This is a genomic window from Microvirga thermotolerans, from assembly GCF_009363855.1.
GTDB lineage: Bacteria > Pseudomonadota > Alphaproteobacteria > Rhizobiales > Beijerinckiaceae > Microvirga > Microvirga thermotolerans.
Genome location: NZ_CP045423.1, coordinates 2,483,641 through 2,508,610, shown reverse-complemented (window position 1 = coordinate 2,508,610; position 24,970 = coordinate 2,483,641). Strand labels below are relative to the sequence as shown.

Below are 24,970 nucleotides of genomic sequence, written 5' to 3'. Positions count from 1 at the left end.
TGGTCATCGGTTCCTGCCTGTCACCTCATGATCCGATGCTGAACGAGATCTACAGCCGCCGCATTCTCGAACTCGCCGCCGCGATCCCGCATCTCGGGCGGCTCGCGGACGCGGACGCCAGCGCGACCGCCCATTCCAGGCTGTGCGGCTCGACGGTGACGGTCGATCTCAAGGTCGAGGGCGACGTGGTGACGGCCTTCGCCCACGACGTGAAGGCCTGCGCCCTCGGCCAGGCCTCCTCCTCGATCATGGGACGCCACGTGATCGGCTCCACGGCGCAGGAGCTGCGGGAGGTCCGGGAGGCCGCCCACAGGATGCTCAAGGCCGGCGGCGAGCCGCCCAAGGGGAAATGGGCCGACCTCGCCGTGCTGGAGCCCGTCCGGGACTTCAAGGCGCGGCACGCCTCGGTCCTCCTCACCTTCGACGCGGTGGTCGAGGCGCTCGACCGGATCGCGGCGCGGCGGGGGCAGGGGACATAGATGGCCAGTCCCGTCCGGCAGGCGGCGCACCTCGCGATCCGCGGCTACCAGCTCACCCTCTCGGGGCTCGTGGGGCGCCAGTGCCGCCACCTGCCTTCCTGCTCCGAATACACGGACGAGGCCATCCAGCGCCACGGCTTCTGGGCCGGAGGCTGGATGGGAGTCGCGCGCATCTGCCGCTGCGGTCCGTTCGGCACGTCGGGGCTCGATTACGTTCCGGAAACGTTGCCCGAAGGGGCCGCCTGGTATAAGCCCTGGACCTACGGTCGCTGGAGAGGCGTGAACGCCCCGGCGATTTCCTGCGAGTCGGTCGAACCTGACGGCGGCTGATTCCTTCCCGTTCCAACCATCCGTCGGCCCCCGCTTACCTGCTCCGTTGGCAGGAGTGAGCAAGGAGAACCTGATGATCACGCTGACATTTCCCGATGGCGCCCAGCGGCAGTACGCACCCGGAACGACCGGGACGGAGGTCGTGGAGGGCATCGCCAAGTCTCTCGCCAAGCGCACCGTCGCCATGGCCCTCGACGGGACCGTCGCCGACCTGTCCGATCCGATCCGCAGCGACGCGAGGATCGAGTTCCTCACCCGCGAGGATCCCCGCGCCCTGGAGCTGATCCGGCACGACTGCGCGCACGTGCTCGCCGAGGCGGTGCAGGAGCTGTTTCCCGGCACCCAGGTGACCATCGGCCCGGTGATCGAGAACGGGTTCTACTACGACTTCGCCCGCGACGAGCCGTTCACGCCCGAGGACTTCGCCGCCATCGAGGCGAAGATGCGCGAGATCATCGCCAGGGACAAACCTTTCACCAAGGAGGTCTGGAGCCGCGAGAAGGCCCGGCAGGTCTTCGCGGAGAAGGGCGAGCGCTACAAGGTGGAGCTGGTCGACGCGATCCCCGAGGGGCAGGATCTCAAGATCTACTACCAGGGCGACTGGTTCGACCTGTGCCGCGGGCCGCACATGACGTCCACGGGCAAGATCGGCACCGCCTTCAAGCTCATGAAGGTGGCCGGCGCCTACTGGCGCGGCGATTCCAACAACCCGATGCTGACCCGCATCTACGGCACCGCCTGGGCCCGGCAGGAGGACCTCGACGCCTACCTGAAGCAGCTCGAGGAGGCCGAGAAGCGCGATCACCGGCGCCTCGGCCGGGAGATGGACCTGTTCCACTTCCAAGAGGAGGGGCCCGGCGTCGTCTTCTGGCATGCGAAGGGCTGGACCCTGTTCCAGGAGCTGGTCTCCTACATGCGCCGCCGCCTGAAGGGCGACTACCAGGAGGTCAACGCGCCGCAGGTGCTCGACTCGTCCCTCTGGGAGACCTCCGGCCACTGGGGCTGGTACCGTGAGAACATGTTCGGCGTGCAGTCCGCGGGCGAGGAGGCCGAGGACAAGCGCCTCTTCGCGCTCAAGCCCATGAACTGTCCGGGTCACGTGCAGATCTTCAAGCACGGGCTGAAGTCCTACCGCGATCTGCCGATGCGCCTCGCGGAGTTCGGCGTCGTCCACCGCTACGAGCCGTCCGGCGCGCTGCACGGGCTCATGCGCGTGCGCGGCTTCACGCAGGACGACGCGCACATCTTCTGCACGGAAGAGCAGATGGCCGAGGAATGCCTCAAGATCAACGATCTGATCCTCTCGACCTATGCGGATTTCGGCTTCGAGGACATCGTCGTGAAGCTCTCCACGCGGCCCGAGAAGCGCGTCGGCAGCGACGCCCTGTGGGACCATGCGGAGGACGTGATGATGCGCGTCCTGAAGCAGATCGAGGAGCAGTCCGGCGGGCGCGTGAAGACCGCGATCAATCCGGGCGAGGGCGCCTTCTACGGCCCGAAGTTCGAATACGTGCTGCGCGACGCGATCGGCCGCGACTGGCAGTGCGGCACCACGCAGGTTGACTTCAACCTGCCCGAGCGGTTCGGCGCGTTCTACGTGGACCAGGACGGGCAGAAGAAGACGCCGGTCATGGTGCACCGGGCGATCTGCGGCTCCATGGAGCGCTTCACGGGCATCCTGATCGAGCACTTCGCCGGGCACTTCCCGCTGTGGCTCGCACCCGTCCAGGCGGTGGTCGCCACCATCACCTCCGACGGGGATGCCTATGCGGAGGAGGTGGTCCGCGCCGCCCGCCGCATGGGCCTCAGGGTCGAGGCCGACCTGCGCAACGAGAAGATCACCTACAAGGTCCGCGAGCATTCCCTCGCCAAGGTCCCGGTGCTTGTCGTGGTCGGCAAGAAGGAGGCCGCCGAGCGCACGGTGTCGATCCGCCGCCTCGGCAGCCCCGACCAGAAGAGCATGACCCTCGACGAGGCCCTGAGGTCCCTGGTCGCCGAGGCGGTCGCGCCCGACCGCCGCCGCGCCGCGCAGGTCGTGGCCGAGCCCGAGCGGGACCTGACCCTCGACGGCCACCACGTGGTCGCGCGCACTGTGGCGTGATCCGAAAGCCGGCCCGCGCCGTCTCGGGCGGGGGTTGGCTGTTCCCAGCTAGCTCGGCTGCCGCTACCGTCCCGTCGTGCGCCCGCCCGAGGCGGAACCGGCCGCGACCCCCGCCGTGCCGCTGCCCGGATTGCCGGTCGCGACGCCGGAATCGCCGACTTCCGTGCCGGAGGCGTGGCCCGGCTGGTGCTGCCCGACCCTCAGGTTGTTCTGCACGTGCGCGACGCCGGAGACGGATTCGGCGAGATCCTCGGCCCGTCTCTTCTCCCTGCGGTCGCGGACCGTGCCGCTCAGGGTAACCTCTCTGTCCCTGACGCTCACCTCGATCTCCGAGGCGTCGACGAGGGCGTCGTCCATCAGGCGCTCGCTGACGTCCTCGCGGATCCGCTCGTCGGAGCGCCGGTAACCGCGCGGCCCCTTGCCGCGATGCTCGCCCCGGCGCACTTCGCCCGCGCTGGCGGTAGCGTCGTTCTCGAAGAGGGTGTTGCCGGGGCCGCTGCCGTAGTTGCGGTGGTCGCGCCGTTCGTTCACGAGGCTCCAGGTGCGCTCCCGATCCTGGGCCCGGCGGTCTTCCGGGCTGCTGTCGTCGCCGGGATGTTCCCAATGGCCCGTGGCCGTGGACGTCCCGAACCGGCGGGGACGGTAGCCTCCCCCGCCCAGGCCCGGATCGAAGGCGCCGTAGCCCTCTCCGTAGTTCCGGTACCCCTCGCCGCCGAAGCCGCCGCGCATCTGCGGGTTGCGGTCGCGTTGGCCCGGGCCGACCGGCCCGCCCGCGGTGCCGAACGCCGCCCGCTCGTCGTCCGCCTCGCGGAAGCGGAAGAGGGGGCGGTCCGCGCTCCGCCTGTGGAGGGGGGTATGCCTCGGGCGGCGGTCCTCGCCCTGCCGCTCGTCCCGCTCCCGGCGGGCGAGGGCGCGCCTTTCCGCAGCGGTCAGAGGCTCCGGGCCCGGCCGTTCCTGGCCGCCGGCGACGGAGCGATCCGGCTCGGAGGGCATCGAGATGCGCCGGAGGGCGCGGGAGGCGCTCTCCCGCTCGTCGGTGGCGAGATCGCCGAGGGCGACGATGCCGACGAGGTGCTTGTCGTGGTCCACCACCGGGAGGCGGCGGATCTGGTGGTCGCTCATGAGTTCCACGATGTGCTCCACGTCGTCGTCGTCGAAGCACCACCAGACATTGTCGGACATCACGTCCCGCACGGGGGTATCGGGCGGAAGTCCCGCGGCGGTGGCGCGGATCGTGATGTCGCGGTCGGTGATCATGCCCTTCAGCCGGCGCCCGTCGCAGACCGGCAGGGAGCCGACGTTCATCTCGTCCATCAGGCGCGCCGCATCGCGGATCGAGCGGTCGGGCGCGATCACGCGGACATGGCGTGTCATGACATCTGCAATCTTCATGAGCTTGCTCCCGGTTGCGGCCGGCCATGAAGTCTCGCGGGCAGGAGCTCCGGCGGCCGTGCATTGCCGAGCGGTCAATGCCGCCGGAGCCGGAAAGGTTCGGCGCGAAGCTCTTCGAAAGGCCGGGTCAGGGCTCGGCCCAGGGCCGGCTCAGGGCTTCGCGACGATCTCGACGTCGCGGTCGAGGCCGCTTTCCACCTTGAAGTCGCGGGTGTGGACCTTGCCCTCGTGCCGGGCGATCAGGACATAGTCGCCCTCGGCCAGGGTCACGGACGGGAAGGCGCCGATCGCCTCGCGGATCACGTCGCCGCCGGGAGTCAGCACGCTGAAGGCGGTGCCGGCGAAGGCCTCGCCGCCCTCGGCCGCCACGAGCTTGAGCGTCACGGTGGCGGCCCGGTGGTTGAGGGTGGCCTCGGTCACCTTGCCGGTTTCCACCTTCAGGTCCGCGCGCATGATGGCGTTGGCGTCTCCATAGGTGGAGACCACGTGATAGGTGCCCTCGGGCAGGCGGATGACCTCGTCCGCCCGGGCGTTGGCGATGACGAGGCGTCCCTCCGAGTTCGAGCCGATGGGCACGTAGACCGAGAAGGAGAGCTTGCCTGCGGGGATCGCCGTATCGCTCACCGCTCCCCGGAGCCTCAGGGCCCCGGCGCTGATGACGAGCCGCTCCGACAGGTTGCCGGACTGGACGGTCAGGCGTTTCGAGGCCCCGGCGAATCCATAGGCGACGTGGACGATGTAGTTCCCTGGCGAGAGGGTGAAGCTCGGGGTCGGGCTGCCGGAGCGGGCGACGATCGTCGGCTGCGTGGTGTCGCCCTTGTCCTCATAGACGCGCCAGATCAGCCCCGACCGGATCGGCTGGTTGTCGGGAAAGACGGCGCTCGCCGAGAGAGTGACCTGGCTCGTCGAGACCGAGGGTGGCGGCTTCTGGGCGAGGGAGGGCACGGCCGGGCTCGTCTGGGCCAAGGCGGCGCCCGGCAGGAGCACCGCTGCCAGGAGGGACAGGAAGAGGCGGGTTGTCACGTCGCGAACCATCCGGGGCAGCATCACCGAAGCCGGGGAGCCTCGGCGGTTCTGATCGGCGCTTCCTTCCTGCTCTTCAGGAGGTCGGAAGCGGCCGTGACCAGATTTTCATAGGAAATGGGGCGAAAATTGAACTCGACCCGGTGCTTTCCCTCGGGAACCTCGACGCCGCGGAAGAGCAGGTTCGCCCGCAGCAGGGGCTTGCGCTCCCCGTCCACGGTGACCTCCCATCCGGGATAGTAGACATCGTGGAGCACCAGCACGCCGGCCGCCTCCGCCTCCACCTCGACGGTGACGGAATTGCGCTGATAGCTGACGATCCGGACGCGATCCTGGAGGTCCTTCGGGCTCGCTCCCTCGGCGGACGAGGCATAGCGCTCCTTGAGGAGCGGCATGCTCGCATCGTCGATCAGGGCCTCGCTCTGGCGGTTGAACTCCGGCAGCTCCTCCTGGTCGAGGGCGGCCTCGGAATTCACCGGGCTCACCTCGTGCGCCACATAGGCGCGCGGGCTCGCGCCGTTGAGGCGGTAGATCCACATGCGGCCGGTGCCATAGACGATCTCGGCGCCGGTCAGACGCGGGAAATGGCGCGGCATCCGCTCGATGGGCCGGTCGAGGACGAGGTATTCCAGGCCGAGCAGGCTGGCGAGGCGGCACTTGTAGCCGCGGAACGTCGCCGGGAAGGTGCGCAGGTTCGGATCCTCGGCGTTCTCCCCCGGGCCGACCGCGCGCTCGTAGTCGGCGAGCCGGAGGGGATTGTAGCCGATGATGTCCTCGAGCTGGAGGACCATGGAGGCATTCTGCCAGGGGCCGCCAAGGCCCAGGATCTCGACGCGCGGATAGTCTCCCTGGGCATGGCGGTCGGCCAGCTCGCGCTTGAGGATCTGGAGGCCCTGGAGCTGCTCCGGCGGCAGCTGCCGGAAGACCGCGTAGCGCTCGGCGGGCTCGGCGTTCAGGGCGGAGCCCGCATGGCGCAGCACGAGCTCCCCGCCCGTGACGACGATGAGCAGAGCCGCCGAAAACTCGCGCCAGCGCGGCGTGAGGCTCGTCCTGGCGAGGAGGACGATGAGCAGGGCGGCGGCGACAAGGCCGAGGCCGATCTCCCGCATGGCGGGCGCGCCCTGTCCGGCCCGCAGGGCGAAGGCCATGGCGCTGGCGATTGCGGCGATGACGAGGGCGAGCGCCAGCATCGGCAGGAAGAGGTGCAGCTTGCCGAGGGCGGAGGCGGTCCAGCGCGGGAGCCCGTCGGCGATGTAGCGGTGGACCAGGTATCCGGCCGCGAAGGCGAGCATGATGTTGACGAGGAACGTCGCGTCCGCCGGCCTGCGGTAGAGGTCGACGCCGGGCATGTGGTCGAAGATCAGCTCGAAGCCGGGCGTGTAGCGGCCCAGCGCGTAGAGCAGGGCGAGGAGCCCGACGGCCAGGAAGAAGCGGAACTCCCGCGCCAGGAGGCGCCCGGCGGCGACCCCGTGCCAGAGCAGGAGGAGGGCCGGGATGGTGCCGATGAAGAGATAGTTGGTGGCCCGGTCCGTCCAGGTGCCCTCGGAGAGGCTGTGCCAGTCGGGGCCCCAGTAGTCGTAGGTCCAGCGCAGGGAGCCGAACACGTTGCCGAACAGGATCGTCGCGAGGCTCTCCGGGGGCAGCGAGCCCATGGCGGCCACCCCGAAGCCGAACGAGGGCCGGGTCGAGGTCGCCAGGAACTGCATGGTCAGAATCACCGGCACCGCCATGAGCGCCCCGCCGATGGCACCCATGGTGAGCAGCACCCCCAGGCGCGACCGGAAGAAGGCCAGGGGCCGCTCCGCCGTGACGATCCGGTAGCCCGCGGCGGCGATCAGGGTCAGGTCGCACAGGAACGCCACCTGGTCCCGCCCGATGGTCATGAGAACGGCAACGACGGCGAAGAGCGCTCCGAAGCGGTAGGAGCGGCGGTCGAGGGCTTCCTCGAGGAGGAGCAGGGCGAGGGGGAACCAGCCGTAGCTGAGGATGATGCCGGTGTGCTGCAGGCGTGCGCTCGCCGAACCGCCCAGAATGAAGACGATGGCGGCCACGACCGCGCCGGCGGGGTGCCAGCCCCGCCGCCGGAACAGGGGCACGAAGGCCAGGGCGCCGGGGAGGAAATGCGCGAAGACGACGAGGTCGAAGAGCTGCATGGAGGGCTCGGGCACGAGCCAGCCGAAGAGCAGCATGGTCGGGGTGAAGAGGAGCGACTGCGGATCGGCCGCCGAAGGATGGCCGCCGAAGTGATAGGGGTTCCAGAACGGCATCTCCCCATGGGCCAGGGCCGCGCCGAGATAGCGCAGGGTGGGATAGAACTGGTTCTTGGAATCCCACGGCACGACCGTGCCCGTGAGCGGCCAGACGAGAGCCGCGAGGGCCCAGAAGCCGAGGATGAGCGCCAGGGCAGTGAGCGCTGGCCGCGCCGTCCAGATTCCGAACCTGGAGGTCCCGCCCGATACAGATACCGACACCGATGGATTCATTTGTTCTTGATGCGGCGTTCCGCCCGGGTTTTCCTTGACCGACCTCTACGAAGGAGCCCGAGACCCATCGGGCCCGCTGCTCCCCTGCCGCGGTCTTCGTGGTTCCGGAAACCGGCTTGGCGTGCCGACGCACTCCCCCTATACATCCGTCGCGCGTATTTCTTGTGTGCGACGTCCCCCCTCGAATGCCCGCGCTCCCTCAAACGCAACAAGAGGGCGATAGCATGGCAGAAGATCCATGGCCATGAACTCACTCTCTTGGGGCATACCCACACTGTTTCACATAATCCGTCCCGGATGAAGGCCCTATGAACGAAAGCCTTGCCCGTCTTCAGCAACGCCGCTCCGTCCCCGCCCGCTGGCTCGGGGAGCCCGGCCCGAGCAGGGAGGAGATCGAAACGCTCCTGACCGTCGCCGCCCGCGTGCCCGACCACGGCAAGCTCGTGCCCTGGCGCTTCGTCCTCATCGAGGGGGAGGGGCGCCTCCGGCTGGGGGAGGTGCTGGCGGAGGCGTTCCAGGCCGACAACCCGGGGGCCGAGGCCGAGAAGGTCGCCGCCGAGCGGGAGCGGTTCGCCCATGCCCCCCTGGTCGTGGCCGTGGTGTCGCGGGTGAAGCCCCACGTGAAGATCCCCGACTGGGAGCAGATCCTGTCCGCAGGGGCGGTCTGCATGAACCTCCTCAACGCGGCGACGGCGCTGGGCTACGGAGCGGTCTGGCTGACCGGATGGGCGGCCTTCGACAGGCGCGTCCTCGACGCCCTCGGTCTCTCGCCGGAGGAGCGGATCGCCGGCTTCGTCCATATCGGTACGGCCGCGGAAAAGCCGACGGACCGGGCAAGGCCCGATCTCGCCGAGATCGTCACCCGCTTCTGAGGAGCCCCATGTTCTACGAGACCGCCAGAGGCCACGGCCTGCCGCACGATCCCTTCAAGGCCATCGTGACGCCGCGCCCCGTCGGCTGGATCACGGCCATGAGCGCCAAGGGCGAGGTGAACCTGTCGCCCTATTCGTTCTTCAACGCGGTCTCGGAAAAGCCGGCCATGGTCGCGTTCTCGTCGAGCGGCCGGAAGGATGCGCTCACCTTCATCGAGGAGACGAAGGAGTTCGTCTGCAATCTCGCCACCTACGACCTGCGGGAGCAGATGAACGCCACCTCGGCCCCGCTGCCGCGCGGGGTCAACGAGATGGAGCATGCGGGCCTCGCGGCCGCGCCCTCCCGGCTGGTGAAGCCGCCGCGCGTCGCGGCCTCGCCCGCGGCGCTCGAATGCCGGTGGGTGCAGACCGTGCCGCTCGTTCCCCTGGAGGGGGGCGAGCCCTCGTACTACCTGGTCGTCGGGCAGGTGGTCGGCATCCACATCGACGACCGCTTCATCGTGGACGGGCTCGTGGACACGGCCGCCATGCGCCCCATCGCCCGCTCCGGCTATCGCGACTACTTCGTCGCCACGCCGGAGACCCGGTTCGCCATGACGCGGCCCGGCGCGGGCGGCGGCTAGGGCGGCTGGCCGCCCCTTCGCCTGTCTCGGGCATCAGCGCTTTCCGGCCCTGGCCAGCAGGCGCTCCGCGCGCACGAGGTGCGGACGGTCGAGCATCTCTCCTCCCACGCCGACGACCCCCGCGCCGGGATTGGCACGGAAGGCCGCGACCACGGCCTCCGCTTTCGCGATCGCGTCCGCGGAAGGGGTGAAGGCCTCGTTGATGACCGGAACCTGGGCCGGATGGATGGCCATCTTGGCCACGAAACCGTCCCGCCGGGCCTCGCGGCACTCGGCGGCGAGGCCCTCCATGTCGCGGAAGTTCGTATAGACCGCGTCGATGGCGTCGACCCCCGCCGCCGCGGCTCCGAGAAGGGTCAGGGAGCGGGCGAGCCGGTAGGGCTCCGTATAGTTGCCGCCCGCGTCCCGGTTCGCCTCCGCTCCGATGTCGGCGGAGAGATCCTCTCCGCCCCAGGCGAGGCCCGCGAGGCGGTGGCTCGCGCCCGCGAAGGTGCCGAGAGCGAAGACGCCGAGGGCGTTCTCCGTCGCGATGGCGAGGATCCGCGTGCTGCCGTCGTCGAGGCCGAATTCCGCCTCCCGGACGGCGAGCTTCGCTCCCAGATGCGCGGCATCCGCCCCGCCGACCGCCTTGGGCAGGACGATCCCGTCCGGGCCGGCGCGCATCACCCCGTCGAGATCGTCGTCGATCAGCCCCGTCGAGAGGCCGTTGACCCGGACGTAGAGCCGCGGCCTGGCCGGAGCGCCCTTCGCCTCGGCCAGAAAGTCCGCCGTGACCGCGCGCGCCTCGGCCTTGGCCTCGAGGGCCACCGAGTCCTCGAGATCGATCAGGAGGGCGTCCGCGCCCGAGGCCAGGGCCTTGTCGAGCTTCCTGCGGCTGTCGCCGGGCACGAAGAGGAGGGAGCGCATGGGATGTCAGACCTCGATGGTGGTGTCGCGCTTGCGCATGAAGGCCTGCCGGCGGCACTCGGCCACGAGGGTGCCGTCCTGCCTGTAGGCCCGGTGGATGAAGTCGACGATGCCCGCATCCGGCCGCGAGCGGGATTCGCGCTTGGCGGCGATTTCCGTGGTGACGTTCACCGTGTCGCCTTCGAAGAGGGGGGCGGGGAAGCGCACGTCGGTCATGCCGAGATTGGCGATGGTGGTGCCGACCGTGGTGTCGTTGACCGAGATGCCGATCATGAGTCCCAGGGTGAAGAGGGAGTTCATGAGCGGCCGGCCCCATTCCGTCTCCGTCGCGCAGAAATGCGCATCGATGTGGAGCGGCTGCGGATTGAGCGTCATGTTCGAGAAGAGCATGTTGTCCATCTGCGTCACAGTCCGGGTGAGGCGATGGCGAATGATGTCGCCGACCGTGAAATCCTCGAAGAAGAGCCCGCCGCGCGGGTGCCTTTTGGTGTCGTCGATCATTGAGCGATCCTCTTGCCGTCTTGGATGGAAGGGACCCGACGGCCCCGTCAGTATCCGAATTGCTCTCTCAGGATGCGTTCGTCCAGGCTGTGGCCTGGGTCGTGGAGCATCACCAGGTCGATGCTGCGGTCCATGGAGGCATGGACGCGCGAGACGTCCCGGAATTCCGTATGGTCCGCCACCGCGCTCACCGGCCGCTCCTGCGGCTCCATCACCTCGATCTGGATCTTGGCGTAGTCGGGCAGCAGCGCCCCGCGCCAGTGCCGGGGGCGGAACGCGGAGATCGGGGTGAGGGCGAGCAGGGGCGCGTTGAGGGGGAGGATCGGCCCGTTCACGGACAGATTGTAGGCGGTGGACCCGGCCGGCGTCGCGATGAGGATGCCGTCGGCGACGAGCTCCGACAGGCGGACCTGGTTGTCGATGCTCACGCGCAGCTTCGCGGCCTGGTAGGTCTGCCGCAGCATGGAGACCTCGTTGATCGCCCGCGCCGTGTGGGATTCTCCGCGCACGTCCCAGGCCACCATCAGCAGAGGGTGGGCGACGCTGCGCTCGGAGTTCTCCAGGCGCTCGAACAGGTCGTCCTCGCGGAACTCGTTCATGAGAAAGCCGACCGTGCCCTTGTTCATGCCGTAGATCGGCTTGGAGGTGCCCATGAACCGGTGGAGGGTGCGCAGCATCAGGCCGTCGCCTCCAAGGGCCACGATCACGTCCGCTTCCTCGGGTTCGGCGCTCGGGTAGCGATTCTTCAGAAGGGCAAGGGCGGCCTGGGCCTCGGGCGTCGGGCTTGCGACGAATGCGACATGGTTGAAACGGCGAGCCATGCCCGGATACCCTCCTCGCGCCGGCACGAATGCGGAGGACAGGCATAGCATGGAGGACCCACTTCTCGTCTATACGACCTTTCCCGATGTGGACACCGCCCTCGGGATCGGCGAGGAGCTCGTGCGCGAGAAGCTCATCGCCTGCATCAACGTGCTGCCGGGAATGCGGTCGGTCTATGCCTGGAAGGGCGCGGTCGGGCGGGGCGAGGAGGCGGTCGGCATCCTCAAGACGCGCAAGGGCCTGCAGGAGGAGGTCCTGCAGGCCCTCAAGCAGCGCCATCCCTACGAGACGCCGGTGATCCTCTTCATCGAGCCCAGCGGCGCCGATGCGGGGACCCTGGCATGGCTCGCGGGCGAAACGGCGCGCGGGCGATAGGCCGGAACCGCTCAGAGGATGGCGGCGCTCCACTGCACGGGCACGAGGCGATAGCCGTTGCCCTCCTTCGCGATATGCCCGGTGGCCGGGAAGGGCGCATGGTAGAACGCCACCTGCGCGCGCTCGGACGCCGCCATGTCCAGCATCCTGCGGCGGGTCTGCCGGGCCTGGTCCGCGTCCATGTCGAACACGGCGGACCAGTCGGGATTGCGGACGAAGAGCGCGGGATGGTTCGTCACGTCCGACATGACGATGAGCTTTCCGGAGCCTGAACTCAGCGCGAAGGACATGTGGCCGGGGGTGTGGCCCGGGGTGGAGACGGTGACCAGGCCCGGCACGAGTTCCTTCCCGGCTTCGTAGCGCGTCACATCCTTCGCGATGGGGTCGAAGACCCGGTGCACGTTCTGGAAGGCGCCTTTCGCCCCCTCGGGCGCGCGGCTCATGCGGCCCTCGTCCATCCAGAAGTCCCATTCCTGGGCCGGCACCATGATCTCGGCCTTCGGGAAGACCGCCGTGCCGGCCTTCAGACGAAGGCCGTTGATGTGGTCGCCGTGGAAATGGCTGATGACGACGGCGTTCACCTGGGCGGGGTCGAAGCCGGCGGCGCGGAAATTCGCCATCCAGGTGCCGGAGGTCGGCGCGCCCATGTCGCCGTTGCCCGTGTCGATGAGGACCACGCGGCCGTTCTGGCGCAGGACGAGAGTCGTGAAGGCGATCGGCAGCCGGTCCGCCGGCAGGAAGGCCTCCCGCATCGCCTGCTGCACGTCGGACAGATTCGCGTTGCTCACGAAGCCCTCGAGCGGGCGGTACGCGAAGCCGTCGTTGATCGCCGTCACCTCGACATCGCCGACCTTGTAGCGATAGAAGCCGGGAGCCTGGGCGGAACCGGGAGAGGGGACGTTCGGCATGGGGTTCGACTGGGCGAGGGCAGGGCCGGCGACGGGAATGGCGGTGCTGGCGAGAAGGGCGCGGCGGGTCAGGGTCATGAAAGGGCCTCCGGGGTTCGGGCTGCAAGGCTAGAATCGCGCCGTTCCCAGGCAAGAGCTTGGCCTTTCACGAATCGGCGAGCGGGGCGCTCCCTCAACATGAATCCGCCGATTCCCGCCGGGTGAGCTCGTAGAGGGCGATGCCGCTCGTGGTCGCCACGTTGAGCGAGTCGAAGCCTCCGCTCATGGGAATCGTGACGGTGCGCGTCTCGGCGAGCACCGAAGCCGGGAGCCCCGGCCCCTCCGCGCCGAGGAGCAGCGCCGTCCGGCCCCGGCGACGGACCTGGCCGAGCGGCTCCCTCCCGGACGGCGACAGGGCCAGGATCTCGAACCCTGCCCGCCGCAGGGCTTCCACCAGGGCCTGCCCCGTCCCGGCGCGGGTGAAGGGCACGAGCAGGGCGCCGCCCACCGAGACCCGGATCGCCTTGCGGTAGAGAGGGTCGCAGGTGGCGTCGTCGAGAAGCACCGCATCGGCCCCGAAGGCGGCGGCGTTGCGGAAGATGCCGCCCACATTGTCGTGGTTGGCGAGGCCGATCAGGCCGAGGACGAGGGCATCCTCCGGCAGCCCGGACAGGAGGTCGTCCGGGGAGGGCAGGGGCTCCCGTCGGGCAATGGCCAGAATGCCCCTGTGAATGGGAAAGCCGACGATGGCGTCCATCACCGCCCGGCCGGCGGTGTAGACGGGGACGTGGGAGGGGAGAGCCGCGAGGCAGTCGCTCAGGCCCTCCAGCCTGTTCTCCGCCAGCAGCAGCGACTCCACGGCGAATCTCTCCTGCCGCAGCAGGACCCGCAGGACGACCTCGCCCTCGGCCACGAAGCGATGCTCCCGCCCGACCAGGTCGCGCTCCCGCACGGCACGGTAGGGCTCGATGCGGGGATCCTCGGGATCGGTGACGGCGACCGGCTGAACCATGGCTTTCCTGCGGCTTGAGGCGTTCGGTCCTGCCTATGCCGCCAAGGGCGACCGGGAACAACGGCTTTCTCCAATGGACCATTCGTGCGGGGCGTGCGGTCCAGCCCTGCCGTCGTTGGAGGCGGGGAACTCTTATCACGAAATATCGTTCATGGGATTTTAAGATACGTTATGCAAGAACGACCAGGCTTTCGAAGGAAGGCCCGATCTGGAGACGAACAATGATCCATGGCATGAAATGGCCGGCAGGTGCACTCGTGGCGCTCGCGAGCATCGTCCTCTCGGCAGGCGGGGCCGCTGCAATGGCTGTTCCCGTGAAAGAACTCTCCTCCACCCAATCTGCGGACGGCGCCATTCTTCACAAGGCGTGGCATAGTGGAATGCCGCACCGGCGCATCGTGGGCGATCGGGTCTATGGCGGGCGCTGCCCTCCTCAGGGATGTCCGGCCTGGACGCAGCGCGACCTTCGTCAGGATCCCCGGACCGGAGAATGGTATAGCCCGGAGAACGAACGCAGGCGGTATTACGCACCGCGGGAGCGGCGCTGGTATAATCCGTATGAATGATGTCTCTTAACCGTCGGCGCTGAACCGATAAACCTTCTGCCCTCGGCAGGCCTTGGAAGCCCGCTCGCGGGGGCGGCGAGGATTGTCGAGGCACCTTCGGTGTGGCCGTTCGAAGGAACCGGCTCTTCCCTTGGGCTGTTCTCTTCCGTTCAACAGCGGTGCGCGGCACCGATCCGGAGGAGATGACCCATGGCGAACATGTTCGCGAAAGCCGGTCTCGTCGCCCTTATCGCTCTTGCCCCCCTCGGCGTCTCGGCCAAGGACGATCCCGGCCGGCAGTTCATCGTGAAGGCGATCCAGGGGAACATGGCCGAGATCGCCATGGGCCAGTTGGCCCAGCAGAAGGGTGCCAGCGACGGCGTGAAATCCTTCGGACAGATGCTCGTCCAGGATCATTCCGCCGCCAAGGATCAGGCCAGTGCCGCGGCGACGGCCGCCCAGGTCACGCCTCCGACGGAGCCCAACAAGGAGCAGAAGGCGACCTACGACCGCATGTCCAAGCTCAGCGGCGCCGCCTTCGACCGTCAGTTCGTCGCCCACATGGTCGCCGATCACAAGAAGGAGATCGGCGAATACCAGAAGGAGGCGAAGCGGTCGGACGGGGCGATCAGCGACTACGCCAAGGCGACCCTGCCGACCCTTCAGAAGCATCTCGAGACGGCGCAGTCCCTGGAGCGCCAGGTAAAGGCGGCCCGCTGAGGGAGGTTTCGGCGTGACGGGGAGAGACCGCCCGTCGGACCGCGGGCGGGATGGGGTCGTATGTCCGGATGAGCTCCGAGACGCGGGGCGCTGCCCGGCCGGGCGATGTCACGGCCTCCGAGAAAGTGGTGCCGGTTGAGGGACTTGAACCCCCGACCTACCGCTTACAAGGCGGTTGCTCTACCAGCTGAGCTAAACCGGCGTCCTGGGCATGGCGGATGAGGTAGCAGTGCCGGAATGAGGGCGCAAGTTCCCTTCGGCACGAAAAATAATGTGCCCCGCGACACCGAAACCATCGGCCCGGTGTGGAATTGTCCTCCCAATCGATTCCAAGGAGTTCAATCCCATGCCCGTTGTCAAGCCTCCTATGGCCCCGAGATTCTTCTCCGAGGCGGCGAAGAGGAACGTGATCGCCATGGCCGCGGTCGCGGCGGGACTTTCCTTCCCGATCCTGCCTGCCCAGGCATCCCATAACGCGTCACACCCGTCCGCCCAAGGCGTGGCCCGCCATGACTCGAAGGGCGATGCGAAGCTCGCGGAAAAATCCGGGCAGAGGACGGCCGCCACTCTCGCAGCCAAGGATCCGGAGGTCACGGGTTCCATCGGGGCCGCCGACAGGCCGAACTGCAATCGCTCGCGCATGAAGCTCTGGGTGGAGGGCGAAGGGTGGATGGTCCGTCCCGTCACCACCTGCTACTGAGCCGCCGGCGCCGCAGAGCGCACAGACCAAGTTCCATGTCCGTCTTCCATGCCCGTCCCATGAAAAAGCCCCGCCGAAGCGGGGCTTTCCTTCTTTCGAGGCCTGAGCCGCGGCTCACTCGTTCTCGTAGGTGAAGATATCCCGGTTCTTCGTCTCCGGCACGAACAGGAGGCCGATGACGAAGGTCATGAGGGCGATGATGATGGGATACCAGAGGCCCGAGAAGATGTTGCCCGAGGCCGCCACGATGGCGAAGGCGGTCGGGGGCAGGAAGCCGCCGAACCAGCCGTTGCCGATGTGGTACGGCAGCGACATGCCGGAGTACCGGATGCGGGTCGGGAACAGTTCCACAAGCATGGCGGCGATCGGGCCGTAGACCATGGTCACGTAGATGACCAGGATGAACAGGATGCCGATGGCCGTCAGGGCCCGCGCGTCGGAGAGCACGCCGCCGACGGACGGGGTCTTCAGGATCGACGGATCGCCGGCCTTGGGATAGCCCGCCGCCTGGGCGGCCGCCACCAGGGCCGCGCCGGTCTTGTCGGTCACCGGAACCTCGGTGCCGTTGACCTTGGCGGTCATCGGGGCGCCCGCCGGTGCCTTGACCAGCTCGTAGTGGATCGAGTTGTTGGCCAGGGTGCGGCGAACCACATCGCACGGCTCGGTGAAGACGCGCACGCCCACCGGGTCGAACAGGAAGCTGCACTTCGCCGGGTCGGCAGCGATCTCGACCTTCACTTGGTTCGTCGCCTCGACCAGCTTCGGATTGACCGTCTTGGCCAGCGAGGAGAAGAGCGGGAAGTAGGTGATCGCGGCGATGAGGCAGCCGAGGAGAAGGATCGGCTTGCGGCCCACCTTGTCCGACAGCCAGCCGAAGAAGATGAAGAACGGCGTGCCGATGAGGAGCGCGAAGGCGATCATCAGGTTGGCGGTGGTGCCGTCGATCTTCAGGGTCTGGGTCAGGAAGAAGAGGGCGTAGAACTGGCCGGTGTACCAGACGACCGCCTGTCCTGCCGTGCCGCCCAGGAGGGCGATGATGGCGACCTTGGCGTTCTCCCAGCGGCCGAAGGCCTCGGTGAGCGGCGCCTTGGACTGGGTGCCTTCCTCCTTCATCTTCTGGAAGGCCGGCGACTCGGCGAGTTGCAGGCGGATCCAGACCGAGAAGCCCAGCAGGATGATGGAGAGCAGGAACGGGATGCGCCAGCCGTAGGCCGCGAAGGCCTCGGGCGACATGGTCAGGCGCAGCGTCAGGATCACGATCAGCGAGAGGAACAGGCCCACCGTCGCGGTGGTCTGGATCCACGACGTGTAGAAGCCGCGCCGCCCGTGGGGGGCATGCTCCGCCACGTAGGTCGCCGCACCGCCGTACTCGCCGCCGAGCGCCAGGCCCTGCAGGAGGCGGCAGATGATGAAGACCGTCGGCGCGAGGTAGCCGATCGTCTCGTATCCCGGCAGCAGGCCGACCAGGAAGGTCGCGAGACCCATGATCGTCATGGTGACGAGGAAGGTGTACTTGCGGCCGATCATGTCGCCCAGGCGGCCGAACACCAGGGCGCCGAACGGGCGCACGGCGAAGCCGGCGGCGAAGCCGAACAGCACGAAGATGAACTTGGCCGTGTCGTTGGTGCCCGGGACGAAGTTCTGGCTGATGTTCGCCGCGAGCGAACCGGCGAGGTAGAAATCGTACCACTCAAAGACCGTGCCGGCCGAGGAGGCGACGATGACCTTCCTCTCCTCACGGCTCATAGGTCGGACGTCGGAGTCCGACCTCGGCGTCGTTGCTGCAGTTGCCATAGCGTTTCCTTCCAAGATGTGAAGACGCCCGGTGGACCGGGTCTTTGGCTCCCGGTGCCCTTGGCGCCGGAATCGCACAGGATGGAAGGCTAACTGCGGCGCGGGCCGCCACAATTCCCAATTGGTAGTTTCGACTTCCGTCTAAGCCGAAGGGCCGGCGTTGAATTTCACGAATTGTTTCACGGGGTTGAGGAATGGTTCCTCAGGCCTTGGCCGCCGACGCGACGGCCCTCGTCACCGCGAAAAGCGAGATCGCCGCGGCATTGGAGACGTTCAGGCTCTTGATGGCGCCCGGCATGTCGAGCCGGCCGATGGCGTCGCAGCATTCCCGTGTCCGCTGGCGCAGGCCCTTTCCCTCCGAGCCGAGGACCAGCACGACCGGCTCCCGGAGCGCCATCTCGTCGAGGCGCCGCTCGCCGGTCGAATCGAGCCCGACCCGCTGGAAGCCCCGCTCGCCGAGGGCGATCAGGGTGTCCGCCAGGTTCCTGACGACCATGAAGGGCACGTGCTCGAGGCCCCCGGAGGCGGACTTCGCCAGGACGCCCGTGGCGGCCGGGCTGTGCCGGGCCGTGGTGATGATGGCCTCGACGCCGAAGGCGGCGGCCGTGCGCACGATGGCGCCCACGTTGTGCGGGTCGGTGATCTGGTCGAGGGCGAGGACGACGCCCCTGCCGCTCAGGGTATCCACGCTCGGCGAAGGCAGGGGCGAGGCCTCCATGTAGAGTCCCTGGTGCACCGCATCCGCCTCGACGAGACGGTTGATCTCGTCGGGGCGGACGATCTCGGGCTCGACGGGCAGGGGAGCGCCCAGCTCCTCCTGGAGCCGGCGGGCCGAATTCTCGGTGGCGAGCAGGCGGCGAATCGTGCGCCTGCCGTTGCGCAGGGCCTCCACGACCGGGTGCCAGCCGTAGAGGACGACGGTTTCCGGGTCGCCGAAGGTGCGGCGGGGTCCGTGGTCGCGGCGTCCGCCCTTTCCTGCGGGACGCTGGAAGCGGGGCTTGCGGGAGGGGGAGGGGCGGTCGCTCATGGTGCTCGATCTGTCCGGTGGAGCCCGGCACATACCACAGGACTCCGGATGGCACGACCGGGCGCGGGAGAAATGCGCTTTGCTGTTGACACCGGCCCCTCGGGTCACCATAAGAGCGCCCACGGACGCCCTGCCGGGGCTTCCGTCGAACGGCCAAAACGCGTTGCGTTCTGGTTGGGCAGAATGGGGGAATGTCCCGAGCGGCAAAGGGGGCGGACTGTAAATCCGCTGGCTATGCCTTCGTAGGTTCGAGTCCTACTTCCCCCACCACCCAAACCTCCGTCGGTCGCGGGTGTAGCTCAATGGTAGAGCAGCAGCCTTCCAAGCTGAATACGGGGGTTCGATTCCCCTCACCCGCTCCACCTTCTCCCCGGCTCCTCCCTCTCTAAGACAGGCTTTGGTCCCGTTGCCGCGGCCGGGCGGGTGCGTTAGCGAGGCCGGATGCATGACCGTTCCGCCGCACGGCCTGGCCGTGGACGACTTCCGGCAGTACAGGATCGCCGAGGTGACCGTGGAGGGCGTGGAGGTCATCCGCTCCTGGCCCGGCGAGGAGGAGGCGTACCTCCGGACCCATGCGCTCGATTCGGAAACGGTCGACCGGATCCAGACCGGGCCGGCCAACCGCTTCTCGGAGCTGGTCGGCCACTTCCGGGCCGCCCTCGACGCCCGGCTGAGGGCGGATTTCGCCGCCCTGATCGGCCCGATCTTCATGGGCAGGCGCCCGCTGGCGGCCGTGGTCCGGCTGAAGGCCTTCGACGTCCCGTCGGCCGCCCGCCGGGCGTTCGTCGACAGCGACGCCAAGCTCAAGGCGGAGATCGACCTCGTGGACAAGGCGACCGGGCGGCCGGTCCTGCGGTACGAAGGGCCGTGGGCGAGCCGGCGGCCGATCGGAGGGCTCCTCACCGGGGTCGCCCGGCCATCGACCGCCCGGACATTGGCTCCGCGCTGTTGAGGGATTATCTAACGGCATATCGAAATTGGCTCTTGCGCATTTAGCGCAACCGCAATATCGGGACGCCCTGAGAATTTTGTTCCTGGCCTCGGTAAGGTAGAGATCAATGGCGAAGGAAAAGTTTGAGCGGACGAAGCCGCACTGCAACATTGGGACGATTGGTCACGTTGACCATGGCAAGACGTCTCTGACGGCGGCGATCACGAAGGTTCTGGCCGAGACGGGCGGGGCGACGTTCACGGCCTACGACCAGATCGACAAGGCGCCGGAGGAGAAGGCGCGCGGCATCACGATCTCGACGGCGCACGTGGAGTACGAGACGCAGAACCGGCACTATGCGCACGTGGACTGCCCCGGCACGCGGACTACGTGAAGAACATGATCACGGGCGCGGCGCAGATGGACGGCGCGATCCTGGTGGTGTCGGCGGCGGACGGTCCGATGCCGCAGACGCGCGAGCACATCCTGCTGGCGCGGCAGGTGGGCGTTCCGGCGCTGGTGGTGTTCATGAACAAGGTCGACATGGTGGACGACCCCGAGCTTCTCGACCTTGTCGAGCTTGAGGTGCGCGAGCTTCTGTCGAAGTACGACTTCCCCGGGGACGACATCCCGATCGTGAAGGGCTCGGCGCTGTGCGCGCTGGAGGACCGTCAGCCGAGATCGGGCGCGACGCGGTTCTGAAGCTGATGGCGGAGGTCGACCGCTACATTCCGCAGCCTGAGCGTCCTGTGGACCAGCCGTTCCTGATGCCGATCGAGGACGTGTTCTCGATTTCGGGCCGCGGCACGGTGGTGACGGGCCGCGTGGAGCGCGGGATCATCAAGGTCGGCGAGGAAGTGGAGATCGTGGGTCTTCGCGACACGCAGAAGACGACGGTGACGGGCGTGGAGATGTTCCGCAAGCTGCTCGACCAGGGTCAGGCGGGCGACAACGTGGGCGTCCTGCTGCGCGGCACGAAGCGCGAGGACGTGGAGCGCGGCCAGGTGCTGTGCAAGCCCGGCTCGATCAAGCCGCACACGAAGTTCAAGGCCGAGGCGTACATCCTGACGAAGGAGGAGGGCGGCCGCCATACGCCGTTCTTCACCAACTACCGTCCGCAGTTCTACTTCCGGACGACGGACGTGACGGGCGTTGTGAAGCTGCCCGAGGGCACGGAGATGGTGATGCCGGGCGACAACATCGCGATGGAAGTGGAGCTGATCGCTCCGATCGCGATGGAGGAGAAGCTGCGCTTTGCGATCCGCGAGGGCGGCCGCACCGTCGGCGCCGGCGTCGTCGCCCAGGTCATGGATTAATTCGCGTTCCGGGTGGCGGATCGCCGCCACCCGTGGTCCGCCGGAGGAGTGTAGCTCAATCGGCTAGAGCACCGGTCTCCAAAACCGGGGGTTGGGGGTTCGAGTCCCTCCACTCCTGCCAGCGGATCGACAAAGGGGGCGTTTTGCGTTACAGAGCGCCCCGATGATGGTTTCGAGGGTGGCGCGAAGCTCGACAGAGCGGCTTCGCGCCCCTTCACTTTGGGCCGAATCGTGCCCTCCAGAGGACCCGCAGCCGCTCCAGGAGCCTGTGGGCACAGGCGAAATGGCAAAGACGAACCCGTTCGATTTTCTACAGCAGGTGCGCTCGGAAGCCGCCAAGGTGACCTGGCCGACCCGCAAGGAGACCATGATCACGACCGCGATGGTCTTCGTGATGGTCCTGGTCGCCTGCCTGTTCTTCTTTGTGGCGGATCAGGCTATGGGGTGGATGGTCCGGACCGTCCTCCTCGGGTTCGGCGGTTAAGAGGTGGCTGCGATGGCGAAGCGTTGGTACATCGTCCACGCTTATTCGAATTTCGAGAACAAGGTCGCCCAGTCGATCAAGGATCAGGCTGCCCAGCGCGGCCTCGAGGACAAGTTCGACGAGGTGCTGGTGCCGACCGAGAAGGTCGTCGAGGTGCGCCGGGGCCGCAAGGTCGATACCGAGCGCAAGTTCTTCCCGGGCTACGTGCTGGTGAAGTGCGACCTGACGGACGAGGTCTACCACCTCATCAAGAACACGCCGAAGGTCACCGGCTTCCTGGGGGCCGACAAGTCCAAGCCGGTTCCGATTCCGGACCGGGAGGCGGAGCGGATCAAGGGGCAGGTCGCCGAGGGCGTCGACCATCCCAAGCCTTCCGTCAGCTTCGAGGTGGGCGAGCAGGTCCGCGTTTCCGACGGTCCCTTCGCCTCCTTCAACGGCGTGGTCGAGGAGGTCGACCATGCCCGGGCCCGCCTCAAGGTGGCGGTGTCCATCTTCGGCCGCGCCACGCCGGTCGAACTCGAATACGGCCAGGTCGAGAAGATCTGATCCGTCGGGCGGCCCTTCCGGGCGGTCCGCGGCCGGGCGCATGGAGCCCGGCCGGGGCCTTTCCGGAGCCGGCGTCGCCTTTCGGCCCTGAGGGGCCGTTCATCCGCGGGAGGTCCGCCCGGTCGCCAGCCGGGGGCGACGGTCCGAACCGCGACCTGCAACCACCATCCCGTCCGGTCGGCTCCGGGCGGCTGGTCCATTGGAGAGCAGTCCTATGGCTAAGAAAATCGCGGGCTACATCAAGCTTCAGGTGCCCGCCGGCGCGGCCAACCCGTCGCCGCCCATCGGTCCGGCGCTGGGTCAGCGCGGCCTCAACATCATGGAGTTCTGCAAGGCCTTCAACGCGAAGACCTCGCAGATGGAGAAGGGCATGCCGATCCCGGTGATCATCACCGCGTATCAGGATCGCTCCTTCACCTTCGAGATGAAGCAGCCTCCGGTCTCCTACTTCCTGAAGAAGGCGGCCAAGATCGAGAAGGGGTCCCAGACCCCGGGCAAGGGCGGCAAGGCCGGCACGGTGACGCGCGCCCAGATCCGCGAGATCGCCGAGAAGAAGATGGTCGATCTCAACTGCGACACCGTTGATTCCGCCATGGCCATGATCGAGGGCTCCGCCCGCTCGATGGGCCTGGAAGTGGCGTAAGGAGGGCACGATGGCTGTGAAAGAGGGTAAGCGCATCCGCAACGCCCGCGAGGGCATCGATGCCTCCAAGCTCTACGGCATCCAGGACGCGGTGAAGCTCGTCAAGGAACGCGCCAACGCCAAGTTCGACGAGACCATCGAGATCTCGATGAATCTCGGCGTGGATCCCCGCCATGCGGACCAGATGGTCCGCGGCGTCTGCAACCTGCCGAACGGCTCCGGCCGGACGGTCCGGGTCGCGGTCTTCGCCCGTGGCGCCAAGGCCGACGAGGCCAAGGCGGCGGGCGCGGACGTGGTCGGCGCCGAGGATCTCTTCGAGACCGTCAACGGCGGCACGATCGACTTCGACCGCTGCATCGCCACCCCGGACATGATGCCGCTGGTCGGCCGTCTCGGTAAGGTGCTCGGCCCGCGCGGCCTGATGCCGAACCCGAAGGTCGGTACCGTCACCATGGACGTGAAGGGCGCCGTCGAGGCCGCCAAGGGCGGCGCGGTCGAGTTCCGCGTCGAGAAGGCCGGCATCGTGCACGCCGGCGTGGGCAAGGCCTCCTTCGATGCGGACAAGCTCGTCGAGAACATCAAGGCCTTCGCCGATGCCGTCGCCAAGGCGAAGCCTGCCGGCGCCAAGGGCACCTACATCCAGCGCGTCGCCATCTCCTCGACGATGGGACCCGGCGTGAAGGTCGATCCCTCCTCGGTGATCGGCGCCTAAGCGCCTCGCAAGACGTCGGAAAAGGCCCGGAGCGATCCGGGCCTTTTTGTTTCCGCAGCCAAGTTCCATATTGTTGGGCAGCCGGGCCTGGGCGTGCCCCTCTGCGTCGCCCTGGCGATCGGGAGTTTCCTCCACAAGCCGGCCGTGATCCACTGCGTCCTGACGGGACGGCTGACCTTCGGGAGGCTGCACGACGAGGCGAACTCCGGGCGAGACGGCGGCAAGCGCCGGATCCAGGCTTCCGTCCGCGACGATCCGCGGCATCCCTGAATTTTCCGCGCCCTGCGGCCGTTCCGGAGCTTGATGACGTAACGTCGAACGGCACCTGGGAGCCTTCGGAAATCGTCCGCCCCCCCCTTGGCAGGCCAGGGAAAAGGGTTTAAGGAGACGCGTTGAATCTTCAGAAATATGCCAAGGCTCGGCTGCAAGGTTGAGCTTTCGGCTGTGAAATCCGCCCCGCAAGGGGCGGTGACAGGCCGGCGGGCCAAAGGTTTCCCTTTGGCGCGATCCGGCTATGTCCTGTCCGAGACTGCAGGTGCCGGCAAGCCCGGCTTAATTCGCGAGGGCCTGCATAGACGGGGAAGCCGAATTTCGGCTCGTCAACGCGAGCCGGGCCGTTCGGTTCGAACCATCTCGCCTGGTGCGCTCCCCTCGGGGTGCGGGCTGGGGGACAGGGCTTGCGAGAGCGTCGTTCGACGGCGCCTGCGGCCCAGGCCGAGGCGCCCAAGAGCGACAGGTGCAACCGGCGGAGATTTCCGCCAACCGGAGAGAGCCCAGTGGACAGAGCAGCAAAACGCGAGCTCGTCTCGACGCTCAACGACGTGTTCAGCAACACGGGCGTCGTCGTCGTGGCCCACTATGCTGGCCTTACGGTCGCCGAGATGCAGAAGCTGCGCACGCAGATGAAGCAGGCCGGCGCCACCGTGAAGGTCGCGAAGAACCGCCTCGCCAAGATCGCTCTCGAAGGCACGGACGTCGCGTCCATCTCGGGCCTCATGAAAGGCCCGACCCTGATCGCCTATTCGAGCGATCCGGTCGCGGCGCCCAAGGTCGCTGTCGATTTCGCCAAGGCCAACGACAAGCTCGTGATCCTTGGCGGCGCAATGGGCGCGACCGCCCTGAACGTGGACGGAGTGAAGGCGCTTGCCACCCTCCCGTCCCTCGACGAACTGCGCGCCAAGCTGGTCGGCCTCATCCAGGCTCCGGCTACGAAGGTCGCTCAGCTCGCCAACGCGCCGGCGGCGAAGCTCGCCCGCGTTTTCGGGGCCTATGCCAAGACAGGCGAAGCGGCGTGAGGCCGTAACCTCAACCATCAACCGTTCGAACCGAACCTAAGGACTGAAACTATGGCTGATCTTGCCAAGCTCGTCGACGATCTGTCGTCGCTGACCGTTCTTGAAGCCGCTGAGCTCGCGAAGATGCTCGAGGAGAAGTGGGGCGTTTCCGCCGCGGCCGCCGTGGCCGTCGCCGCCGCTCCGGGCGCCGGTGGCGCTGCCGCCGCTCCCGCCGAGGAGAAGACCGAGTTCACGGTCGTCCTCGCCTCCGCCGGCGACAAGAAGATCGAAGTGATCAAGGAAGTCCGCGGCATCACCGGCCTCGGCCTCAAGGAAGCCAAGGACCTCGTCGAGGGCGCGCCGAAGACCGTCAAGGAAGGCGTTGCCAAGGACGAGGCCGAGAAGATCAAGGCGACCCTCGAGAAGGTCGGCGCCAAGGTCGAGCTCAAGTAATCTTGCGGCCTTCGGGTCG

At 67.8% G+C, this 24,970-nt stretch carries 26 protein-coding genes, 4 tRNA genes and 1 pseudogene; 20 read left to right on the top strand and 11 right to left on the bottom strand.

Annotated elements, in window-relative coordinates; all coding sequences use genetic code 11:
• Nucleotides 1–35: 35 nt before the first annotated feature.
• The 3 genes from GDR74_RS11780 (at nucleotide 36) to thrS (ending at nucleotide 2,910) form a co-directional block, all read left to right on the top strand.
• A complete protein-coding gene (locus tag GDR74_RS11780; protein WP_152586489.1) occupies nucleotides 36–479 on the top strand; it encodes an iron-sulfur cluster assembly scaffold protein in 444 nt (147 codons plus the stop codon).
• Nucleotides 480–809 (top strand): membrane protein insertion efficiency factor YidD, encoded by a 330-nt coding sequence (gene yidD / locus GDR74_RS11775; RefSeq protein WP_152586488.1) that lies wholly within the window; start codon nucleotides 480–482, stop codon nucleotides 807–809.
• A gap of 73 nt (nucleotides 810–882) precedes the next feature.
• Entirely contained in the window at nucleotides 883–2,910 is a 2,028-nt protein-coding gene (thrS, locus tag GDR74_RS11770; RefSeq protein ID WP_152586487.1) for a threonine--tRNA ligase, read from the top strand.
• A gap of 63 nt (nucleotides 2,911–2,973) precedes the next feature.
• Here thrS and GDR74_RS18620 read toward each other — a convergent pair whose 3' ends face one another.
• From GDR74_RS18620 to GDR74_RS11750, 3 genes are all read right to left on the bottom strand, one after another.
• Nucleotides 2,974–4,302: a CBS domain-containing protein gene (locus GDR74_RS18620; RefSeq protein ID WP_425486924.1), complete on the bottom strand. Its 1,329-nt coding sequence runs from the start codon at nucleotides 4,300–4,302 to the stop codon at nucleotides 2,974–2,976.
• Nucleotides 4,303–4,452: 150 nt separating this feature from the next.
• Nucleotides 4,453–5,337, bottom strand: coding sequence for a hypothetical protein (locus tag GDR74_RS11755; RefSeq protein WP_152587743.1), 885 nt, complete (start codon nucleotides 5,335–5,337; stop codon nucleotides 4,453–4,455).
• Nucleotides 5,338–5,348: 11 nt separating this feature from the next.
• Nucleotides 5,349–7,796: a YfhO family protein gene (locus tag GDR74_RS11750; RefSeq protein WP_246179392.1), complete on the bottom strand. Its 2,448-nt coding sequence runs from the start codon at nucleotides 7,794–7,796 to the stop codon at nucleotides 5,349–5,351.
• 320 nt (nucleotides 7,797–8,116) lie between these two features.
• Here GDR74_RS11750 and GDR74_RS11745 point away from each other — a divergent pair, with 320 nt between their 5' ends.
• A complete protein-coding gene (locus GDR74_RS11745; protein ID WP_152586485.1) occupies nucleotides 8,117–8,680 on the top strand; it encodes a nitroreductase family protein in 564 nt (187 codons plus the stop codon).
• A gap of 8 nt (nucleotides 8,681–8,688) precedes the next feature.
• Nucleotides 8,689–9,303: a flavin reductase family protein gene (locus GDR74_RS11740; protein ID WP_152586484.1), complete on the top strand. Its 615-nt coding sequence runs from the start codon at nucleotides 8,689–8,691 to the stop codon at nucleotides 9,301–9,303.
• 33 nt (nucleotides 9,304–9,336) lie between these two features.
• Here the strand turns inward: GDR74_RS11740 and GDR74_RS11735 are convergent, their stop codons facing one another.
• The 3 genes from GDR74_RS11735 to GDR74_RS11725 are packed head-to-tail and all read right to left on the bottom strand — an operon-like array spanning nucleotide 9,337 to nucleotide 11,531.
• Nucleotides 9,337–10,209: an HpcH/HpaI aldolase/citrate lyase family protein gene (locus tag GDR74_RS11735; protein WP_152586483.1), complete on the bottom strand. Its 873-nt coding sequence runs from the start codon at nucleotides 10,207–10,209 to the stop codon at nucleotides 9,337–9,339.
• Between the two features lie 6 nt (nucleotides 10,210–10,215).
• Nucleotides 10,216–10,710, bottom strand: a complete 495-nt coding sequence (locus GDR74_RS11730) for a MaoC family dehydratase (protein ID WP_152586482.1) — start codon at nucleotides 10,708–10,710, stop codon at nucleotides 10,216–10,218.
• A gap of 47 nt (nucleotides 10,711–10,757) precedes the next feature.
• Nucleotides 10,758–11,531, bottom strand: coding sequence for an NAD kinase (locus tag GDR74_RS11725; protein ID WP_152586481.1), 774 nt, complete (start codon nucleotides 11,529–11,531; stop codon nucleotides 10,758–10,760).
• 49 nt (nucleotides 11,532–11,580) lie between these two features.
• On the opposite strand from GDR74_RS11725, the gene cutA reads away from it, so the two are divergent.
• Nucleotides 11,581–11,907 (top strand): divalent-cation tolerance protein CutA, encoded by a 327-nt coding sequence (cutA, locus tag GDR74_RS11720; RefSeq protein ID WP_152586480.1) that lies wholly within the window; start codon nucleotides 11,581–11,583, stop codon nucleotides 11,905–11,907.
• An 11-nt stretch (nucleotides 11,908–11,918) separates the two neighbouring features.
• Here the strand turns inward: cutA and GDR74_RS11715 are convergent, their stop codons facing one another.
• Both GDR74_RS11715 and GDR74_RS11710 read right to left on the bottom strand, forming a co-directional pair.
• A complete protein-coding gene (locus GDR74_RS11715) occupies nucleotides 11,919–12,893 on the bottom strand; it encodes an MBL fold metallo-hydrolase (protein WP_152586479.1) in 975 nt (324 codons plus the stop codon).
• 94 nt (nucleotides 12,894–12,987) lie between these two features.
• Complete coding sequence (locus tag GDR74_RS11710; protein ID WP_152586478.1) at nucleotides 12,988–13,806, bottom strand: TrmH family RNA methyltransferase; 819 nt, start codon at nucleotides 13,804–13,806, stop codon at nucleotides 12,988–12,990.
• Nucleotides 13,807–14,561: 755 nt separating this feature from the next.
• On the opposite strand from GDR74_RS11710, the gene GDR74_RS11705 reads away from it, so the two are divergent.
• Complete coding sequence (locus GDR74_RS11705) at nucleotides 14,562–15,071, top strand: DUF4142 domain-containing protein (protein ID WP_152586477.1); 510 nt, start codon at nucleotides 14,562–14,564, stop codon at nucleotides 15,069–15,071.
• 126 nt (nucleotides 15,072–15,197) lie between these two features.
• Here the strand turns inward: GDR74_RS11705 and GDR74_RS11700 are convergent.
• Nucleotides 15,198–15,273: transfer RNA gene (locus GDR74_RS11700), tRNA-Thr, on the bottom strand.
• 144 nt (nucleotides 15,274–15,417) lie between these two features.
• Between GDR74_RS11700 and GDR74_RS11695 the strand changes: the two genes are divergently transcribed.
• Nucleotides 15,418–15,771: a hypothetical protein gene (locus GDR74_RS11695; protein ID WP_152586476.1), complete on the top strand. Its 354-nt coding sequence runs from the start codon at nucleotides 15,418–15,420 to the stop codon at nucleotides 15,769–15,771.
• Between the two features lie 114 nt (nucleotides 15,772–15,885).
• On the opposite strand, the gene GDR74_RS11690 is transcribed toward GDR74_RS11695, so the two are convergent.
• Together GDR74_RS11690 and GDR74_RS11685 are read right to left on the bottom strand one after the other, a co-directional pair.
• Entirely contained in the window at nucleotides 15,886–17,565 is a 1,680-nt protein-coding gene (locus GDR74_RS11690) for an MFS transporter (protein ID WP_152586475.1), read from the bottom strand.
• A 202-nt stretch (nucleotides 17,566–17,767) separates the two neighbouring features.
• Entirely contained in the window at nucleotides 17,768–18,592 is an 825-nt protein-coding gene (locus GDR74_RS11685; RefSeq protein ID WP_152586474.1) for a TrmH family RNA methyltransferase, read from the bottom strand.
• 185 nt (nucleotides 18,593–18,777) lie between these two features.
• Between GDR74_RS11685 and GDR74_RS11680 the strand changes: the two genes are divergently transcribed.
• The 12 genes and pseudogenes from GDR74_RS11680 to rplL all read left to right on the top strand — a co-directional run bounded on the left by GDR74_RS11680 (nucleotide 18,778) and on the right by rplL (nucleotide 24,951).
• A tRNA-Tyr gene (locus GDR74_RS11680) sits at nucleotides 18,778–18,862 on the top strand.
• Between the two features lie 18 nt (nucleotides 18,863–18,880).
• Nucleotides 18,881–18,954 (top strand) — tRNA-Gly (locus tag GDR74_RS11675).
• Nucleotides 18,955–19,037: 83 nt separating this feature from the next.
• Nucleotides 19,038–19,544 carry a hypothetical protein gene (locus GDR74_RS11670; RefSeq protein ID WP_152586473.1) on the top strand — a complete coding sequence of 169 codons (507 nt, stop codon included), beginning with the start codon at nucleotides 19,038–19,040 and terminating at the stop codon, nucleotides 19,542–19,544.
• Between the two features lie 106 nt (nucleotides 19,545–19,650).
• Nucleotides 19,651–20,839: pseudogene (gene tuf / locus GDR74_RS11665) on the top strand (elongation factor Tu).
• Between the two features lie 44 nt (nucleotides 20,840–20,883).
• Nucleotides 20,884–20,960 (top strand) — tRNA-Trp (locus tag GDR74_RS11660).
• A gap of 162 nt (nucleotides 20,961–21,122) precedes the next feature.
• Complete coding sequence (gene secE, locus GDR74_RS11655; protein ID WP_152586472.1) at nucleotides 21,123–21,323, top strand: preprotein translocase subunit SecE; 201 nt, start codon at nucleotides 21,123–21,125, stop codon at nucleotides 21,321–21,323.
• Nucleotides 21,324–21,335: 12 nt separating this feature from the next.
• Nucleotides 21,336–21,869, top strand: coding sequence for a transcription termination/antitermination protein NusG (nusG, locus tag GDR74_RS11650; protein ID WP_152586471.1), 534 nt, complete (start codon nucleotides 21,336–21,338; stop codon nucleotides 21,867–21,869).
• 214 nt (nucleotides 21,870–22,083) lie between these two features.
• Nucleotides 22,084–22,512 carry a 50S ribosomal protein L11 gene (gene rplK / locus GDR74_RS11645; RefSeq protein WP_152586470.1) on the top strand — a complete coding sequence of 143 codons (429 nt, stop codon included), beginning with the start codon at nucleotides 22,084–22,086 and terminating at the stop codon, nucleotides 22,510–22,512.
• Between the two features lie 10 nt (nucleotides 22,513–22,522).
• Nucleotides 22,523–23,224 carry a 50S ribosomal protein L1 gene (gene rplA, locus GDR74_RS11640; protein WP_152586469.1) on the top strand — a complete coding sequence of 234 codons (702 nt, stop codon included), beginning with the start codon at nucleotides 22,523–22,525 and terminating at the stop codon, nucleotides 23,222–23,224.
• Nucleotides 23,225–23,317: 93 nt separating this feature from the next.
• Nucleotides 23,318–23,494 (top strand): hypothetical protein, encoded by a 177-nt coding sequence (locus GDR74_RS18205; RefSeq protein WP_194164519.1) that lies wholly within the window; start codon nucleotides 23,318–23,320, stop codon nucleotides 23,492–23,494.
• Between the two features lie 506 nt (nucleotides 23,495–24,000).
• Entirely contained in the window at nucleotides 24,001–24,519 is a 519-nt protein-coding gene (rplJ, locus tag GDR74_RS11635) for a 50S ribosomal protein L10 (RefSeq protein ID WP_152586468.1), read from the top strand.
• Nucleotides 24,520–24,570: 51 nt separating this feature from the next.
• Entirely contained in the window at nucleotides 24,571–24,951 is a 381-nt protein-coding gene (gene rplL / locus GDR74_RS11630) for a 50S ribosomal protein L7/L12 (protein ID WP_152586467.1), read from the top strand.
• Nucleotides 24,952–24,970: the final 19 nt, after the last annotated feature.